This is a genomic window from Sinomonas sp. P47F7 (assembly GCF_049332655.1).
Classification (GTDB): Bacteria; Actinomycetota; Actinomycetes; order Actinomycetales; family Micrococcaceae; genus Sinomonas.
Map to the genome: position 1 here is coordinate 1,221,389 of NZ_CP186327.1, position 16,972 is coordinate 1,238,360.

The following is a 16,972-nucleotide window of genomic DNA, read 5'->3' on the forward strand; positions in this document are numbered from 1 at the left end:
ACTTCCGTGCGCAATCAATCAGGCGAATCCAGCGATCCGGCGAATCCGAGGCGGGAATGGCCGCCCGCCGAGTACGGTGCGATGCTCCATTTAGGACAGAGGATGCCCGATGGGTATCCGGAACTTGCCGATTCGCGCCGACCGAAACCGCGGCTCGACCTCAGCCTGGCAAGTCCCGGGCGCGGGGCGCTGTTCGCGCTCCTGGCGGTTCCCGCCGGGGTCGTGCTCTGGATGGCGCTCTGGAGCGTCGGCTGGATGAGCTCGTTGACGGCGTTTATCGCCGCTGCCCTTGCCGCGAAACTGTACGTCCTCGGCGCTGCCAGGATCACTATTGCGGGGGCGACCGTCATCGCCGTCGTCTGCGCGGCGACTATCGTGCTCGGGTTTGTGGGCGGTGTCTGGCTCGATGCCGCCCGGATTCTGGGCGGGAACCCGGCTATGTGGGTTTTCAAGGCCGATCCGTGGCGGCTCATGGCCTACAACACGACACACAATTCGAACTTCTACAGCGTGATCTCCAAAGACCTCCTCATGGCTCTCCTGTTCGGAGCCCTGGGGTGTTTCTTCACGCTGCGCCGGCTGTTTCAGGAGGCGAAAGGGGCGCGGTAGGCATGCTGAGCTTGTCGGGGTATTGGCAACGGCCGTGGGCCAATCGCACGTCCGCTCACCTAATTCCCGTGTCGCACGAGATGTCCGCGCGCGCGGCCGAACCCGGCGGCACCGTCACGTGGGTGTCGGAGCACCGTGGCCAGTCGTTCGCGGTGACGACGACGAGGACGTAGGCGCCGGGGGAGAGGCCGAGCGCGTAGCGGCCGAACGAGTCACTGGTCACCGATGCGACCGTGCTGCCACCCGAGTCGCGGGCCTCGACGACGGCAGAGACCGGGCGCGGGGGACACGGCTGGTCCGGCCGCTCGACCGGGCAGGTCGGCCCGGCCGTGACGTACCCGTAGGCGCCCGCGCCGTGCGGCGGCAAGAGTGGCGGCGTGCTCGCCGCGGTGGGGCTCGGCGTCGTCGAGCTTGACGGCGGTGGTGCGGGCGGCGTCGAGCCGGGGCCGATCGTCCCCGCGCTGACCGTCGCCGTCGCCGAGGCCGCGGTGGCGCTCCCGCCACCCGCTGTCGGGCTGCCGCCGCCCGACCCAGCGGAGGCGCCGCAGGACGCCACGAGCAGCGAGGCGGCAACGATCGCCGCTCCGAGCGCTGTACCCGGTCTCATGCCACCACATGGTGGCACCGCGCGGCGGCAGCGTCGAGAGGCGAAAGGACGACGGCGGCGCACGCCATAGACTGAATGCTCACCCCCGCTTTCGATTCGAAGGGGAGGCATCGGTGAATTCTGGCCCTCGCAAACGGCCCTCCATGATCGACGTCGGGCGTCGGGCCGAGGTGTCGGCACAAACGGTCTCGCGCTATTTCAACGGCGGCTACGTTTCGACCGAGTCGCGCTCGCGGATCGAGGCAGCGGTAAGCGACCTCGGCTACCGCCAGAATCGCCTGCCGCGACAGTTGCGGGGGGATCGGACCGAGAGCATCGGATTCCTTTCGCTGGGCCCGATCAACTACGGCAACGCGAGCATTCTCATGGGTCTCAACCACGCCGCGAGGGCTCACAGCCAAACTCTCGTGACGTCCCATTTCGAACCGGATCCGGACGACCCCGGCGTTCAGGCCGAGCTATTCCGCGACATCGACAGGCTCCTCTCGATGCGAGTCGACGGCCTCGTGATCGCGACGCCGTTCGTCGGCGGCGAGGCGCTCGTCGACTACGTGAAGGACGCCGTCCCGGTGATCCTGCTCTCGGAAGGCGGAGAGGGGGACGCGCCGACGGTGCATTCTCGTTCCTACGCAGCGGCGCGCCTGGCCGTGCGGCACCTCATCGAGCTCGGGCACCGCGACATCCTGCACATCGCCGGGCCGGCGAACCGCAACGAATCGCGCACGCGACGCCGCGCCTACCAGGACGAACTCGCCTCGTCGGGACTCGCTCCGCTCCCCATTCTGGAGTGCGCGGAGTGGGACGCCGCGTCGGGCGCCGCGTGCGCCGAGACGATCGACCCCGCGCAGTTCACCGCGGTGTTCGCGGCGAATGACGAGATCGCCTTGGGATTCTCGAGCGTGCTTCACGCGCGGGGATTCACTGCGCCCCGGGACTTCTCCATCGTCGGATTTGACGATATGCCCGAGGCTCGCTATTTCACCCCGCCCCTCACCTCGTCCCGAATCGATTTCGAGCAAATCGGCGAGGCCGCGCTGCTCACCGTCCTGTCACTCGTGCGCGGCGAGGCCCCGAGGCCGAATTACTCGATCGAGCCGTCCCTCATCGTGCGGGAGTCAACGGCTCCGCCGTCGTCGGCCTCTACAAAGCCCTGAGCCGCACCGCGATGTATTGCCGCCCCGGAAGCTCGATGCGGAAGCGGCCCGAAAAGGTCCCCGGCAGAGTCTCGACGGTCATATTCCAGGTGTCGATGATGTCGACGACGTAGGCCATCTCCGGCGATTTCACGAATCTCCGATACGTCGGCTGGTTGAATCCGAAATAGATGAGCTCGTACTCGTCCCGAATCCCGGCGCTCGGCGCGTCCCAGTGGCCGTCGAGCGGCTCGAGGTGACCGTGCGGGCTCTCCTCGAGGATGCGGCGCAGGAAGCCGATGCGCTCGGGGCTCGTCCCCTTGAGGGTCCCGCCCTTGGCCCACCACAGGACGTCGTCGGGGTCCACATACGTCTCGCCGTGGCCCACGTAGCCCCCGCGGACGGCGCCCTCCCAGAAGCGGCGCGTCATCTCCTCGCCGGTGATGTTGCCCCAGCCCTGGTCGATATTGCCCTCGTACGCGCACTCGTCGATCACGATCGGCTTGCCGTACGCGGCCCGCCACTCGGTGGTCATCTCCGACGTCTTGTAGACGTCACGCCGCTGGATGCTGCAGTGCGTCACCCACGGGCGGCTGTGGTCGTAGAACTCGCGGCAGTTGTGGATGGACAGGAGGTGGCCGCTCGGATCGTTCGCGGTGACGATCGACGCGAAGCGCTCCCAGCGCTCCGTGGTCTTCTCGAACATGAGGTCGTACTCGTTGGCCAGCGACCACCAGACGTTCCGGCGGGAGGCCAGACGGGCCACGGCGTACTTGACGTACAGATCGTCCGCGGCCGCGCTCATCGTCGAGAACCCCCAGCGGTCGTAGGCATGAAAGAGGATGAGGTCGGCCTCGATGCCGAGCTCGTCGAGCTGGTCGATCCGCGACTCGAAGTGCCTCCAGTACGCGGGGTTGGGCCGGAAGTGGTCGAACCCCTCCTCGAGCGAGCCCTCGTACGGGTACAGCTCGGGCTCGTTCTCGTTGAAGAGATACGACTTGGGGAACACGCACATGCGCATCTTGTTGAACGGCCCGGTCTTGAGCGCCTCGAGCGTGGCCTCTTCGAGGTCGTTGCCCTGATGGGTCCACACGTAGGAAGTGGTGCCCATGGGCACGTAGGGGGTGCCGTCGTCGTACGCGAAGTGGAAGGTGTCCGCGACGCGCACCGGGCCGCGCGACGCCGCCGGCCCCGCGCTGAACGCGCCCGTGATCCGGTCGAGCGACCGCGCGTTGCTCGAGGTCGTGAAGCTCCACTCGCCCTCGGCGGGAACGAGGAGGCGAATCCGGTACTGGCCGTCGCCGTCGTAGAAGCCGGGCGCCTGGAGCACGGCACCTTCGCGCGTGAACGTCGCCGTGAGCTCGACGTCCGTGAAGGGGTTGCCGTGCGAGGGGCCATCGAAGGTCGCCTCGAACGCGGTCCACGTGGGCACGAGGTCCGCATGACGGACGACGGCGCTCCCGCGTGCCGTCGCCTCGTCGTCGTAGTTCGGGGCCGGGGCCGGGACGTCGCCCGCCGGGGCGGCGGACGACGGCGCGTCCCCCGCCTCGGCGACCCGCGCCAGGACCGCGGCTTGGCGGCGAACGTCGCCCCGGAGCCGATCCTCCGTGCTCAGAATGAGCCCCAGCGGATAGTGGTAGAGCGTGTGCAGGATCGGATTCCCCGCAAGCTCCGGGAGTTCGGCGGCGATGACCTGGTGGGCGCGCGGATCGCGCATGACCTCGAAGAGCGGGGTTTCGGGGGTGAAGTTCGGCATGGTGGCTTTCTCTGCTCGGTGCGGCCGGGCTGGTTGTGGCTGGGCGGGGCGCGGCGGGGCGGTGTGGGCTCAGCCCTTGACCGCGCCGGTGAACATGCCCTGGACGAAGTACCGCTGGAAGAGCAGGTAGACGATCACCACGGGGAGGATGGACATGACAGTGAAGGCGTTGAGCGGCCCGTAGGAGCTCGTGAACTGCGACTGGAAGCTCTGGATGGCGAGCGGGATGGTCATCGACGCCTTGCTCTGGAGGATCACGAGCGCGATCGCGTACTCGTTCCACGTCGAGACGAAGTCGAGGATGAAGAGCGCGGCGAGCGCCGGCTTCGACAGCGGCAGGACAATCTGGAGGAACAAGCGCAGGTTCCCGCCGCCGTCGACCCTCACGCTCTCGTCGATCTCGCGCGGGATCGACGAGAAGAAGCCGTAGAGGATGAAGATCTGGTACGGCAGGCCGAAGCCGATGTACGGGAGGATCACGCCCCACGGGGTGTTGAGCAGGCCCAGGCCGAGGATGGTCTTGAAGAGCGGGCCGAGCGCCACCTGGATCGGGACCATGGAGCCGAGGGCGAAGGCCCCGAGCAGGAGCTTGCTGCCGCGGAAGCGGATCCTCGAGAGCGCGAACGCCGCCGCCGCGGAGATGAACAGCCCGATCGGGACCTTGATCACCGCGATGAGGAGGCTGTTGCCTGCGGCGCTGAAGAAGTTGCCCGTCTGGATCGCCTTCGCGAAGTTCTCCCACTGCGCCGCGCTCGGGAGGGAGAACGGCGACGACGAGAAGATCTCGTTCTCGCTCTTGAGCGACGTGACGAGCATGAACAGCAGCGGCAGGGCCCACAGGACCATGGTGATCGCGAGGGTGATCCAGAGCCCGATGCGGACGTAGTCGCGCGAAGCGGGGGCCTTGCGCCGCCGGCTGGGGGCGGCGGCCGAGGTCCTGCGGAGTGTCAGGGTGGTCATCTGTCGTCAGCTCCCTTGGTGGACCAGATGAGGTAGGGGATCACGAGGATCATCGTGATGAGGAGGAGGACCGTGGCGACCGCGTTGCCCATGCCGAAATCGTGGTTGAGGAACGACTGGGTGTAGGACCAGAGCGCGAGCACCTGGGACTTCTGCGCCGGCCCGCCGCCCGTCATGCCGACCACGAGGTCGAAGACCTTGATCGAGTTGACGATCGTCAGGACCAGCACGACGACGACCGTGGGCCGCAGCGCGGGAAGGGTCACGTGGCGGAACACCTGCCAGGCGCTCGCCCCGTCCATGCGGGCGGATTCGACGAGCTCCTTCGAGACGCTTTGGAGGCCGGCGAGGAACAACACCATGTTCAGGCCTGCCACCTGCCAGACGAAGGCCGCGAAGATCGCATAGATGGCGGTCTTCGGGTCACTCAGCAGCGTGGTGCCGGATCCGTCGCCGAGGTGCAGCCACTTCGCGATGTCGCTGATCGCCCCGTAGTTGGGGTTGTACATCCAACGCCACATGTTGGCGATCGCGATGGGGGCCAAGACGCCGGGGATGTAGAAGACGGAGCGGAACAGGTTCCGGCCGAAGATCTTCCGGTTGAGGGCGAGCGCCATGATGAGCCCCAAGGAGGTGGGGATCACCAAGGAGAGCAGGACCCACACGACCGTGTTCTGCACGGCCGTCCAGAACACCGGATCCTTCGTGACGAGACGCACGAAGTTCTCGAAGCCCACGAACACCTCCGGAGCGGAGTTGAATCCGGACCACTTGTAGAGGCTCAGCCGGACCGCGCTCACCATCGGCCCGATGACGAACACGACGTAGGCGGCAAGCGCGGGGGCGAGGAAGGGGAGGGCGGCGATGAATCCGCCCTTGAGGATGCGCCGCATCCTCGGTGCCTTGCGCGATCGGGGTGCGATCGCCGGCGTCGGATGGCCGGCCTGGCCGGCGGCAAGAAGCTTTGACAAAGTATCGCCTTTGACAGTTTCGATGGGGTCCGGCCGCGGCGGTGCCGTAGCGGCGCTGCCGCCGCGGCCGGATCTCCTCAGCTGTTGGAGTCCAGGAACTTCTGGAGCTCGGCCCCTGCCTTCGAGGGGTCCATGCCGCCCGTGGCCACGAGGTTCTGGATGCGCCAGTACTCGGTGGTCGCGGTCTGCGAGAGGTTCTGATCGTTGTTCATATACAGGCCCTTGGCGTCCGTGAAGACCTTGTTCCAGGACGTGGTCAGCGAATCCGTCGCGGTGGACTTGACGTCCTTGTCCACCGACTGGGTCGCGAACGTTCCGAGGTTGTCCTGCTGGACCTTGGTCGACGTGAGGTAGTCGACGAACTTCGCGGCGGCGTCCTTGTGCGAGCTGTCCTTGGTGATGTACTCGGCCTCTTCGAAGCCGTACAGGCGGCCCGTCCCGGTGGGGAGGGGGAAGATCCCGACGTCCTCAGGCTTCATGTTGTTGCTTGCGATCGAGGCGTTGAACCAGTCGCCCTCGAGGGCCATCGCGGCTTTGCCCGAGTAGAACAGGGCCGACGATTCGTCATTGTTGATGCCGATGAAGCCCGGGTTGAAGTAGTTCTTCGACCACTTCTGCAGCTCGGTGAAGGACTTCGTGACGCACTGCTCGGTGCCCCAGTTGGCCTTCTTCGTCACGAGCTTGTCGAACGTCGCCGAGCCGCAGTTGCCCTCGAGGAAGGTGTCGAGCAGGCGCATGACGTGCCAGTTGACCGTTCCGCCGAACTCGATTGGCGTGATCCCGGCGTCCTTGAGCTTCTGGGCGTCCGCGTCGAGCTCGACGAGCGTGGTAGGCGGCGTGGTGATGCCGGCCTGGGCGAAGAGCTTCTTGTTGTAGTAGAGCGCCTGGCCGTTGAGCTTGAACGGGACGCCGTTGTAGCCGCCGTACTGCTTGACGGGCCCGAGGGCGGCGTCGGTGAACCGGGAGTCCCAGTTGTACTGCTTGTAGTAGTCGGTGAGGTCCGCGCTCGCGTTGGCCTTCACGAGCTCGCCGCCGAGGCCTGGCCCGGCCCAGTACTGGTAGATATCCGGAGCGGCCGGCGTGCCGATCGCGGTGCGGAGCGCGTCCTTGTGCGCGTCGACGGCGCGGGCCGTGAGCTGGACCTTGATGCCGGGGTTGGCGGCCTCGAAGTCGGTGACGATCTTGTTGAGGGCGTCCTGCGCCTTCTGGTTGGACGGGTTGACGACCCACCACTGCAGAGTCGTGTCGCCCGAACTGCTGCTGGCGCCGGCGGAGCACCCCGCCAGCAGGGCAACCGCCGCAACCGCGGCGGCGGCCTTTGCGAACCAACGCATCCTTGCGTCCTTTCTGTTGAGGGCGGCCTGCATCGGCGCCCCGATTGTCGAAGTTCCCCCTTGCGCCGGGAGGTCCGGCGTCTGGAGCAAGGTCTCGAACCGTGCCTGCATCGAGTATGGGTGTGATGCATAACATAGTCAACCGGTTGACCAATTTTTTCGCTGAAGTAGGCGGGTGGTGTGGACTGGCGGGGTGGGCGCGGATGACGACGGCGGAGGCGGGTCCGGCGCTGATGACGACGTCGAGGTGCCGATCGCCGGGGCGAGCCGGCGGGGCGGGTTCCGGGGGGGGGGGGCCTAAGATCCGCCTAGCTTTACTTCTATGCTCGTTACGACGTGCTTGACAAGGACGACCCCTGTTGCTTGTCTGAAGTCTCGGTGGGGCGTGGTGGTCCGCCGCCGCAGCTGAATGAGCGATCGTGGGAATTGGGGGATCCATGCACAATCTGCTTGCACGGGAGTCGACGCTTCGCGTCGGTGGCACTCTGGGCGGGTGGCGCCGGTGAGGATCCTTCATCTTCTGAGGGAGTACGGGGAGGCGCGCAATGCCACCCCGGCGAGAACGATCTACCAGATCGCAGCGTCCGCGGTCCTCGTCACCCTGTTGTTGGGGACCATCTTCGCGGGAGTTCCGATCTGGCTGTTCTGGACTGTCGTCGCTCTCGAAGCCGCGGTCGACGTGATCCTTGTCCGTCGATGGATGATCCGCGACGCGGCGGCCCGAGCGGCGAGTGACGAGCGTTAGTCCCTGATCGCGAAAGGTGTTGCCTGCAGCAGGCCCCGAGTCAGCCGATCTGTTCGGCCAAGGCGAGGATGATGCCCGCAGGGCCGCGGAGGTAGCAGAGCCGGAAGATGCTCTCGAACTGGGCCACCTCGCCGAGGACCTCGGCGCCGTGGGTGCGCAGCCGGGAGATGGTGTCGTCGATGTCGTCGACGGCGAACATGACGCGATGCAGGCCGAGCGTATTGGGCGGCGGGTTCTTCGGTTCGGCGTGGACCAGTGCGGGGGCGTAGTACTTCGCTAGCTCGAGCTTGCCGTGGCCGTCTGGGGTCCGCATCATTGCGATCTCGCTTCGAATGCCGTCGAGCCCAACGGTCTGGTCCGCCCACAGGCCCTCAATCTGAGCCCTACCTTCGAGCTCCATGCCGAGCTCCGTGAAGAATGCGACGGCGGCATCCAGGTCGTCGACGACGATTCCGACGTTGTCCATGCGCTGAATGGTCATGGTTCCGAGCCTAACGAGGCGAGCTGTCGGTTCGTGGGCCTGAATCGGATCGATCGTCGGCCGTCCGCCATGGGTCCGAGTCCGCGTGACGCCTAACCTGCGCCTAACTTCGAGGGGCGCTGTCGCCCGGAATGACGGGGAAGTTGCGGGCAGGTGCCTAAGATTCGCCTAACTTTGCTTCTTAGATGATTACCTCTCACTTGACACTGGGGGTCTCTCGTTGCTTGGATGAGTGCTCGTGCGGGAGTTCGGGCGCTGAGCCCTCCCGCGGCGAGTGAGTGAATGATCGTTGGAATGGGGGATTCAGAGATGAAGTTCTGGAAGCAAGCTGCTAGCACCATGGCGGCAACTGCAGTTGCTGGGGGTCTTGCGTTGGCTGCCGCGCCGGCGGCGAGCGCGATCAATCAGGTTGACTGTGGAGGCCGTGATGACTTCTATACGATCACCGACATTTATCGCGGTAGCCAGTGTTTTGCCAATGCGGGCAACACCGGTACGTTTCAGCGGAACACGCGCACCCTTTACACCGGGAACAACAAGGGCAATATCTACTACTACAATTACGCTGATGGGCGAAATTGGTATTCGATAGTGCGCAACCCGAAGTATCGCGGGTGGTTCGATTATCCGTTCGTGAACACGCTGGCGGTCCGAATTTTCTAGTAGCCCGGCTGATCTTGAAGAAGATTATCGCGTCACTGGCCATGGTCGTACTCTGCGGAGCAGCTTCGACCGCGTGCGTCAGCAGGACCGTTCCCACAGGTTCGTTGCCCATGCCCGATCCAAACGACCCTTACAGCGCATTTTTGGCCGACGAATTGCTGAGTATCAATTCGGCGATGAGGGAGCTGGAATACAGGTGTTATGCCGATAACGGGTACCCGGAGTATCTTGAGGTGCTCCCTGCGCTGAAGGCTAACGAGTTTAGATCATCGGCTTCGACCCCGGATTATGAGACAACCTTTAGGGCCTTTTCAGAATCCCCGTGGTTCACGTCGGAGGAGAACGCCCGAGCGACGGGGTACGGGAGCAGCATTCCCGGACTCGATGCGCAGGTGGTCCCCGATGACCGCTCCATCCTCAAGGTGTTCGAGGACTGTCGCCAGGCGTCGCTGCGCCGGACATCGGGCAACGAGGACGTGGTCAACGCGTACTCACAGCTAGGCAATGTGCTTGCCGAAACTCTCGCGACCAGCCCGAGTCAGAACAAGGATGCATTGACAAAGAGGGTCTTTGAGTGCATGGATAAGGGCCGATATCCCGTTGATCCCAACGGACCTCATAAGTCGATCAGGTGGGGGGTGGATTTCGGGGTCCCGCTTGGTGTCGCTCCCCGAATGCCTGAGGCAGTTGACCTGACCCAAGGAACCGGCACAAAAGTGATTCCCGCAGAACCGACCCAGCACTACTTTCCCACCGCGGAGGAGTCGGAGTCTGCCGCCGCGATGTATCGGTGCTCCTTGGAGACTGGAGCCCAAACCGACTGGAACAGGGCCAACAATGACACAAAGAATGCCGCTTTGGCTAAGAACGAGGCAACGCTGACTGAGTTGAATCCAAAGATCAGAGAGCTGGCCAAGTCTGCTGCAGCCGCTGTGCAGACGAAGCCGTAATCCGGTGCGGCAGAGAAGCAACCATGCTCGTCTCTGGGTCTGGTTCGGGGTTTCCGCGCTCGTTGCGGCCTTAGTCGCGTGCTTGGTGGCGTTCGTCTTTCCCCAGCTCCGCACACCGCAGCAGGTGGCAGCGGAGGCCGCTCCGCCGTCGTCGTCCGCGATCACGGCGACGGCGGAGAGGCGCGCCCTCACCGCAAAGGTCGTGGTGCGGGCGATCGTGGCGCCCGGCGCCACGGTCGATCTCAAACCATCTGATGCCCTGGTCGCGGCGGGAATGGTCGTCACCGCGATTCCTGCTGCATCAGAGGGTTCTGTCGCGACCGGGGCAGTAGTAGTCGAGGCAAACGGGGAGCCGCTCATTGCGATGAACTGGCCGTTTCCCGCCTACCGCGACATCCACGCCGACGACTCCGGCCCCGACGTGGTTCAGCTGCAGAAGACCCTTGCGAATCTCGGCTACGCCGCAGGCGGGACCGGGACCTTCGACGCACGCACCCGCAGCGGCCTGAAGCAGCTCTACGCGAAGCTTGGCTACAAGGTTCCCACGGCCGAGTCGCCGCTTGGCGTTGGGGGAGGGGCTGCAGCAACGGCTACTCCCAGCAGTGCCGGTGGCCGCGCGGGCGGTGGTGGGGGATCAGCGAACGGGGCTGGCCAGAAGGAGGTGTTCCTGCCGGCCCGCAGCGTACTGGTCATGCCCAGCTCACGGAGCACTCTCACCTCGATTCCGATCAAGGTCGGGCAGAAGATCGGTGGAGACACCGTTCTAGCCAAGCTCGATGGGCAGGCAAGCACCGTTGTGGCCTCTACGACTGCCGACCGTGCAGCGAAGCTCAAGCCCGGGGCGGCCGGGACGCTCACCGGAGCAGCCGGTGAGCAGTACCCGGTGAAAGTGTCCGCTGTGGCTTCTTCGGTTGGGGAGGTCCCCGGCCTGGGCCAGGGCGTGAGGATCGACCTGAGCTTCGTCGACCCGGCCAGAATTGCTCCCGTCTCGGCCGCCGGGACCTCCACAAGACTCGAGATCTCCACTGGTTCGACCGCCGAAGGGCTCGTCCTGCCGATTACCGCGGTCTACTCCACTCAGGATGGGGCGAGCTACGTCATCCCTGCGTCGGATCAGAACCGGCGGATCACGGTGATCACCGGAGCCAACATCGATGGATGGGTCGAAATCAAGCCCGGATCCGAACTCAAAGAAGGCGACGCAGTCGTTCTCGGAACACTGTCTGCCGGATGAAGATCACGAGCGACCCTGCACGGGTCATTGAGCTTCGCGACGTCGTGAAAACCTACGCCGGCCGGGTTCCGGTCCACGCCCTCCAGCCGGTGAACCTTCTTGTCGGCAAGGGCGAATCCGTTGCCATTGTTGGGCCCTCGGGCTCGGGGAAGTCGACGCTGCTCAACATTCTTGGGCTTCTCGACACTCCCACTCGCGGCGCCTATTTCCTGGAAGGGGTGGACGTGACGGCGGCCGACGAAGTTACGCGTGGCGCGGTTCGCGGGCAGAAGTTCGGATTCGTCTTCCAATCGTTCCATCTTCTGCCGCACAGAACGGTCGCCGAGAATGTGGAGTTGGCCATGATGTACGCGAGGATCCCGGCCGTCGAGCGACGCGAGCGGACCCAGAACGCCCTCGAAACCCTTGGGCTCATACACCGTCGCGAAGCTGATCCTCGCGAACTCTCCGGCGGCGAACGTCAGCGCACCGCGATTGCTCGGGCGATATGCCTCAACCCGGAGGTTCTGTTCTGCGACGAGCCGACCGGAAATCTCGACTCCCATAACACCGGGATAGTGATGGATATCCTCGCCGACCTCCACGAGAACGGACAGACGATCGTTTTGGTCACCCACAATCTGGAGCTCGCCAAGTTGATGCGGCGTACGGTTTCGGTCAGAGACGGGATGGTCAGCGAACGGGTCAATTCGTGACTGCGAAGGAGGCTCTGGCGAATGCCTAGGGGAACCACGGGTGAATTCGAGCGCCTCCACTTGAGGAGGAGCCGCCTCGGCGCGATGGACATCGTGAGGGAATCGTGGCGCTCGGTGACGAGGGAGTTTGGCCGCTCCTTGATCTCTGCAGTGGGCGCGCTCCTGGGCTGTGCGGCGTTCGTCGCGACTCTCGGCCTCACGGGAACCGCCGGCCACCAGGTTTCGGCGTCCTTCGATGTACGCCGGGCCACCGAAGTCACCGTTACGTCCCGTGGCTTGGGTCTGCCTGTAGGGGACGAGGCCGAGACGACAGGGCGATGGTTCACGTCGGCAGCCGCCGAAAACGCCCGCACGATCGCCGGCGTGGTCCACGCGGGGCGCATCGCGACCGTCAAGGCGGTTGATGTCCGACGTCTCTACTCGCCAACCGACAACAAGGTGACTGCCGACGTGTACGCGGTGGACGCGGAGAGTCTCGCGGCCATTGCCCCCACTCAAGTTATGGGCAGGACCTTCGATGACGGACATGTGCGTCGCGCGGATCCTGTCGTGATGCTGTCCAAGCCGGTGGCCGCTCAACTCGGCGTGGCCCAGCCCGGCGCCGCCGTGTTCATCGGCGACGTTGGCCTTACGGTCATCGGCATCTACGGCGACGTCGCTCGAGTGCCGGGGGCGATTGGAGGGATCGTCCTGCCGATCACGGCTCAAGAAGCGGCAGGGATCGGCGCCAACCAGATCCCGAACCGCCAGATATTCCTCGAGACTGTCCCCGGCGCCGCCTCTCAGGTTGGGCGGCAGGCCGCCCTTGCCATCACCCCCGCCCAGCCGGACCTGGTGGACGTCATCGCGCCTCCAGATCCGAAGACCCTCAGACAGGAGGTCGAGGGCAGCATGACGCAACTGAGTGTTGTTGTCAGTTTGGTGATCCTGGCTCTCGGGGCAATTTCGATCGGGAACACCACTGCTGTGAGAGTCGTCCTGCGGACCCACGAAATCGGCCTCCGACGCGCCCTTGGTGCCCGCCGGACTGATATTTTCCTTCAGGTTCTGGGCGAGACCGCAGCGCTTGGCCTCCTTGGGGGAGCCCTCGGCACGGCCATTGGTCTGGTGGTTACCGTCGCGGTATCGCTGGTCAACAGATGGGTGCCCGTCCTCGATCCTGCGATCCCGGCTCTTGCGATTGTCGCGGGAGCGGGCGCGGGGGTGATCGCTGGTACATACCCGGCATTGCGAGCCACCCGGATCACACCGGCGCAGGCGCTGAGCCGTTAGAGGCCGCCCAACGTGGGGACAGCCGAGCCCGCCGAGCGTAGCCTGAACGGAGAGACCGAACAGGCTCCTCGCTGTTTGGAGGTCGAGGCAATGTCAGCCGCTTTCGACGCTTCCGTCCCCGCGCCGCGCACCTACCGTCAGGTCCTCACGGCGATGTCCGGACTCATGCTCGGGATGCTCCTCGCCGCGATGGACCAGACCATCGTGGCCACCGCCCTGCCGACCATCGTCGGCGAGCTCAACGGGCTCCAAGAGCTCTCGTGGGTCGTGACGGCGTACTTCCTCGCGTCGTCGGTCGTGATGCCGCTCTACGGCAAGCTCGGCGATCTGTACGGCCGGAAGCCGCTGTTCCTCATCGCGATCGTCGTCTTCCTCATCGGCTCGGTGGCGGCCGGGCTGTCGCAGAGCATGGCGCAGCTCATCGCGTTCCGGGCCCTGCAGGGCGTGGGCGGCGGCGGGCTCATGGTCGGCGCCCAGGCGACGATCGCGGACATCGTCACGCCCCGCGAACGCGGGCGATACCAGGGCTACATGGGCGCCGTGTTCGGCCTCGCGTCGGTCGCCGGGCCGCTCATCGGCGGCTACCTGACCGACTACGTCTCCTGGCGATGGATCTTCTACATCAACCTGCCCATCGGCGCGGTGGCACTCGCCGTCGTCAGTAAAGTGCTCAGGGTGCCGCGCCGCGAAGGGGAGCGGCGCATCGACTTCCTCGGCGCCGTCCTGCTCGGGGGTGCCCTGACGTGCATCGTGCTCCTGACAACGTGGGGCGGCACGACCGTCGCCTGGAACTCGCCCACCATCTACGCCCTCGGCGCCGCGGGAGTGGTCCTCCTGGTCGGCTTCGTGTTCGCCGAGCGGGCGGCGGCCGTGCCGATCATCCCGTTGCGGCTGTTCCGGCTCCCGGCATTCGACGTCGCCGCGGCCGTGAGCTTCATCGTCGGCTTCGCGATGTTCGGCGGGATTGCGTTCCTGCCGCTGTTCCTGCAGATCGTCTCTGGGGCGAGTGCGACGAATTCGGGGCTGCTGCTCGTGCCGATGATGGCCGGGCTCATCGTGGCCGCCGGGGTCTCGGGGCAGATCATCAGCCGGACCGGGCACTACAAGTGGTCGCCGATTGTGGGCGCGCTCGTCGTGGGGACGGCGTTCTATCTGCTCTCGACGATGGGCGTGGCCACGGATCGGCTCACCTCGGGGTTGTACATGGTGATCCTCGGGTTGGGGATCGGGTTGACGATGCAGGTGATGGTCGTCATCGCCCAGAACGCCGCGGCGATTCCGGATGTGGGGACCGCGACGTCGACGGTGACGCTGGGCCGGCTGGTGGGCGGCTCGCTCGGGGTGTCGATCTTCGGCTCGATCTTCACGAGCCGCCTCACCGACCAGCTCGCGCAGCACCTGCCCGCGGTGGCCGCGTCCCGCCTCCCGAGCACGGACTCCATCACCCCGGCGCTGATCTCGCGGCTGCCGGCAGCGCTGCGGCAGGGGTTCGAGCTCGCGTTCTCCAACGCGCTCACCGGGATGTTCGTCTACGCGATCCCGATCATCGCCCTCGCCTTCGTCCTCGTGCTGACGTTGCGAGAGGTCCCCTTGCGCGGGTCCGAGGACAATGAACGGACGACGGCGGGGGCCGGCCGTGCGGGGGAGCGCGGGCGGCACGTGGGGCCGGGAGTGCGACGATTTGGGAGGCGCTTGAGTCAGCGGCGCGGGGTTCAGTGAGCGCGGAGCGGGGCCGCCGGCGCACGAGAACCTATCTCGACGTCCTGTAGACTCATACGAACGCGGACTTCCCAAATGGTCGTCCGACCGGGGCCTTCGATTCGAAAGCCCCCCGTATTCGCCGCAGCGGTCTACGTCAGAGACGCGAGCGGCCGCCGCTGCACGATGCAAGGATCCGTGGCTGAAGAGGAACCACGGCCCACGTCCGCCTGTCTCTGGCACCATGGCCGACACCTCCCGCGACGTCCCTGCACGGCTTCCCCAGATTTTCGCCCCTCGCCTTTCCGCGAAGGGCAGGGTACGGATTCGACTCGCTCATCCATCCCACTCACGTCCGCGTCGGCGCCGTCGGCGCGGCACACCCCGGCTGTCTTCACGGCCGATCTCAACAGAAGGAAAAGACGATATGGCCACTGGCACCGTCAAATGGTTCAACTCCGAGAAGGGCTTCGGGTTCATCGAGCCCAGCGACGGCACCCCCGACGTTTTCGCCCACTACAGCGCGATCGCGACGCAGGGCTACCGCTCCCTCGAAGATGGCCAGAAGGTCGAGTACGACGCCGAGCGCGGCCCCAAGGGCCCGCAGGCTGCGAACATTCGCCCCCTCTGATCTCAAGAGCCGTGCGGGCGGATCGCGGTCTGCCTTCCGCCCGCACGGACACACCCGCTTCCCCATAGCGCTTTGGGCGCTCCCAGAGAAGGTGCTCTGATCACAACAGTCTCCAGCCCCGCCCCCCACGTCACTTCCAGTCCTCAGACTTACGCGGGCGCGGAGACGTTCCCTCCCCTGACCAAGGCGTACCTTGAGCTGTCCCAGACGGTCCGCGAGAAGGGCCTCCTGGGCCGTACCCCGTGGTTCTACTCGATGGTCGGCGGCGTCCTCGCGGTGGGGCTCGCGGGGTGTGTAACCGGCTCGATTCTGCTCGGAGAGAGCTGGTTCCAGCTTCTGATCGCAGCGGCGCTTGGCATCCTGTTCACTCAGGTGGCGTTCCTCGCCCATGAGGCCGGGCACCGCCAGATTCTGGCTGGGGGACGCGCGAACGATCACCTCGCCCGAATCTTGGGCGCGGCCGTGGGGATGAGCTATTCGTGGTGGGACTCGAAGCACTCCCGCCACCACGCGAACCCGAACAAGGTGGGCCGCGACCCCGACATCGAGGTCGACACCATCTCCTTCCTCGAGGAAGACGCATCGAAGGCGAGGGGCCTCCGTGCCCTTATCACCCGCCGTCAAGGATGGCTGTTCTTCCCGCTGCTGACCCTCGAGGGTCTGAACCTTCACTACCTCAGCTTCCGCCACCTCTTCTCCCGAGGGCCGGTCAAGGCCCGCTGGGCCGAGCTGGGCCTGCTCGCGGTGCGCTTCGCCGTCGTCGTTCTTCCGCTCTTCTTGCTGCTCCCGCTCGGAATGGGATTCGCGTTCCTCGGGGTCCAGCTCGCGGTGTTCGGCATCTACATGGGCGCCAGCTTCGCCCCGAATCACAAGGGCATGCCCGTGATCGCCCGGGACGCGAAGCTCGACTTCTTCTCCAAGCAGGTGCGCACCTCGCGGAACATCTCCGGGGGCTGGTGGGCCACGTGGCTCATGGGCGGCTTGAACTACCAGATCGAGCATCACCTCTTCCCGAGCATGCCCCGCCCCCATCTGGCGAGTGCTCGCAAGATGGTGCGCGCGCAGTGCACGCGGCTCGCCGTCCCGTACGCCGAGACGAGCATCTGGCGCTCCTACGGAATCGTGATTTCGTACCTCAACAGGGTCGGGCTCGCGGCGCGCGACCCCTTCGAGTGCCCCCTCACCGCCCGGTACCGGCGCGCGTAATGGCCTGGCGCTCGAGGCACCGACTGG

General features: G+C 65.7%; 17 protein-coding genes. 11 read left to right on the top strand and 6 right to left on the bottom strand.

The features are described from left to right. Positions 1 to 6: 6 nt before the first annotated feature. A complete protein-coding gene (locus ACOKR1_RS05875) occupies positions 7 to 609 on the top strand; it encodes a hypothetical protein (protein WP_422935779.1) in 603 nt (200 codons plus the stop codon). 55 nt (positions 610 to 664) lie between these two features. Here the strand turns inward: ACOKR1_RS05875 and ACOKR1_RS05880 are convergent, their stop codons facing one another. Continuing rightward, positions 665 to 1,216 (bottom strand): carboxypeptidase-like regulatory domain-containing protein, encoded by a 552-nt coding sequence (locus ACOKR1_RS05880; RefSeq protein WP_422935780.1) that lies wholly within the window; start codon positions 1,214 to 1,216, stop codon positions 665 to 667. Between the two features lie 113 nt (positions 1,217 to 1,329). Here ACOKR1_RS05880 and ACOKR1_RS05885 point away from each other — a divergent pair, with 113 nt between their 5' ends. Continuing rightward, complete coding sequence (locus ACOKR1_RS05885; RefSeq protein WP_422935781.1) at positions 1,330 to 2,370, top strand: LacI family DNA-binding transcriptional regulator; 1,041 nt, start codon at positions 1,330 to 1,332, stop codon at positions 2,368 to 2,370. Here the strand turns inward: ACOKR1_RS05885 and ACOKR1_RS05890 are convergent. From ACOKR1_RS05890 to ACOKR1_RS05905, 4 genes are all read right to left on the bottom strand, one after another. Next, positions 2,357 to 4,105, bottom strand: a complete 1,749-nt coding sequence (locus ACOKR1_RS05890) for a DUF5605 domain-containing protein (RefSeq protein ID WP_422935782.1) — start codon at positions 4,103 to 4,105, stop codon at positions 2,357 to 2,359. The two genes, ACOKR1_RS05885 and ACOKR1_RS05890, sit on opposite strands and share 14 nt — an antisense overlap. 69 nt (positions 4,106 to 4,174) lie before the next feature. Beyond that, positions 4,175 to 5,065, bottom strand: coding sequence for a carbohydrate ABC transporter permease (locus ACOKR1_RS05895; RefSeq protein ID WP_422935783.1), 891 nt, complete (start codon positions 5,063 to 5,065; stop codon positions 4,175 to 4,177). After that, the gene (locus ACOKR1_RS05900) at positions 5,062 to 5,958 is read right to left on the bottom strand and encodes a carbohydrate ABC transporter permease (RefSeq protein WP_422935784.1); all 897 of its coding nucleotides are present in this window, start codon (positions 5,956 to 5,958) and stop codon (positions 5,062 to 5,064) included. The genes ACOKR1_RS05895 and ACOKR1_RS05900 overlap by 4 nt, the downstream gene beginning before the upstream one ends. A 155-nt stretch (positions 5,959 to 6,113) precedes the next feature. After that, positions 6,114 to 7,370 (bottom strand): ABC transporter substrate-binding protein, encoded by a 1,257-nt coding sequence (locus ACOKR1_RS05905; RefSeq protein ID WP_422935785.1) that lies wholly within the window; start codon positions 7,368 to 7,370, stop codon positions 6,114 to 6,116. A 502-nt stretch (positions 7,371 to 7,872) separates the two neighbouring features. Between ACOKR1_RS05905 and ACOKR1_RS05910 the strand changes: the two genes are divergently transcribed. Beyond that, positions 7,873 to 8,115 (top strand): hypothetical protein, encoded by a 243-nt coding sequence (locus ACOKR1_RS05910; protein ID WP_422935786.1) that lies wholly within the window; start codon positions 7,873 to 7,875, stop codon positions 8,113 to 8,115. Positions 8,116 to 8,155: 40 nt separating this feature from the next. Here ACOKR1_RS05910 and ACOKR1_RS05915 read toward each other — a convergent pair whose 3' ends face one another. Next, positions 8,156 to 8,596 (bottom strand): VOC family protein, encoded by a 441-nt coding sequence (locus tag ACOKR1_RS05915; RefSeq protein WP_422935787.1) that lies wholly within the window; start codon positions 8,594 to 8,596, stop codon positions 8,156 to 8,158. 309 nt (positions 8,597 to 8,905) lie between these two features. Between ACOKR1_RS05915 and ACOKR1_RS05920 the strand changes: the two genes are divergently transcribed. The 8 genes from ACOKR1_RS05920 (at position 8,906) to ACOKR1_RS05955 (ending at position 16,945) form a co-directional block, all read left to right on the top strand. Next, a complete protein-coding gene (locus ACOKR1_RS05920; protein ID WP_422935788.1) occupies positions 8,906 to 9,259 on the top strand; it encodes a hypothetical protein in 354 nt (117 codons plus the stop codon). Positions 9,260 to 9,369: 110 nt separating this feature from the next. Continuing rightward, entirely contained in the window at positions 9,370 to 10,209 is an 840-nt protein-coding gene (locus ACOKR1_RS05925; RefSeq protein WP_422935789.1) for a hypothetical protein, read from the top strand. 85 nt (positions 10,210 to 10,294) lie between these two features. Beyond that, positions 10,295 to 11,443: a peptidoglycan-binding protein gene (locus tag ACOKR1_RS05930; RefSeq protein ID WP_422935790.1), complete on the top strand. Its 1,149-nt coding sequence runs from the start codon at positions 10,295 to 10,297 to the stop codon at positions 11,441 to 11,443. Then, positions 11,440 to 12,138 carry an ABC transporter ATP-binding protein gene (locus ACOKR1_RS05935; protein ID WP_422935791.1) on the top strand — a complete coding sequence of 233 codons (699 nt, stop codon included), beginning with the start codon at positions 11,440 to 11,442 and terminating at the stop codon, positions 12,136 to 12,138. The genes ACOKR1_RS05930 and ACOKR1_RS05935 overlap by 4 nt, the downstream gene beginning before the upstream one ends. Positions 12,139 to 12,222: 84 nt before the next feature. Beyond that, the gene (locus tag ACOKR1_RS05940) at positions 12,223 to 13,410 is read left to right on the top strand and encodes an ABC transporter permease (RefSeq protein ID WP_422935792.1); all 1,188 of its coding nucleotides are present in this window, start codon (positions 12,223 to 12,225) and stop codon (positions 13,408 to 13,410) included. A gap of 90 nt (positions 13,411 to 13,500) precedes the next feature. Further along, on the top strand, positions 13,501 to 15,129 hold the full coding sequence (locus tag ACOKR1_RS05945) for an MDR family MFS transporter (RefSeq protein WP_422935793.1): 1,629 nt from the start codon (positions 13,501 to 13,503) through the stop codon (positions 15,127 to 15,129). 406 nt (positions 15,130 to 15,535) lie between these two features. Then, entirely contained in the window at positions 15,536 to 15,739 is a 204-nt protein-coding gene (locus ACOKR1_RS05950) for a cold-shock protein (protein WP_307967627.1), read from the top strand. Positions 15,740 to 15,835: 96 nt separating this feature from the next. After that, positions 15,836 to 16,945, top strand: coding sequence for a fatty acid desaturase family protein (locus ACOKR1_RS05955; protein WP_422936565.1), 1,110 nt, complete (start codon positions 15,836 to 15,838; stop codon positions 16,943 to 16,945). The last annotated feature ends 27 nt before the right edge of the window (positions 16,946 to 16,972 follow it).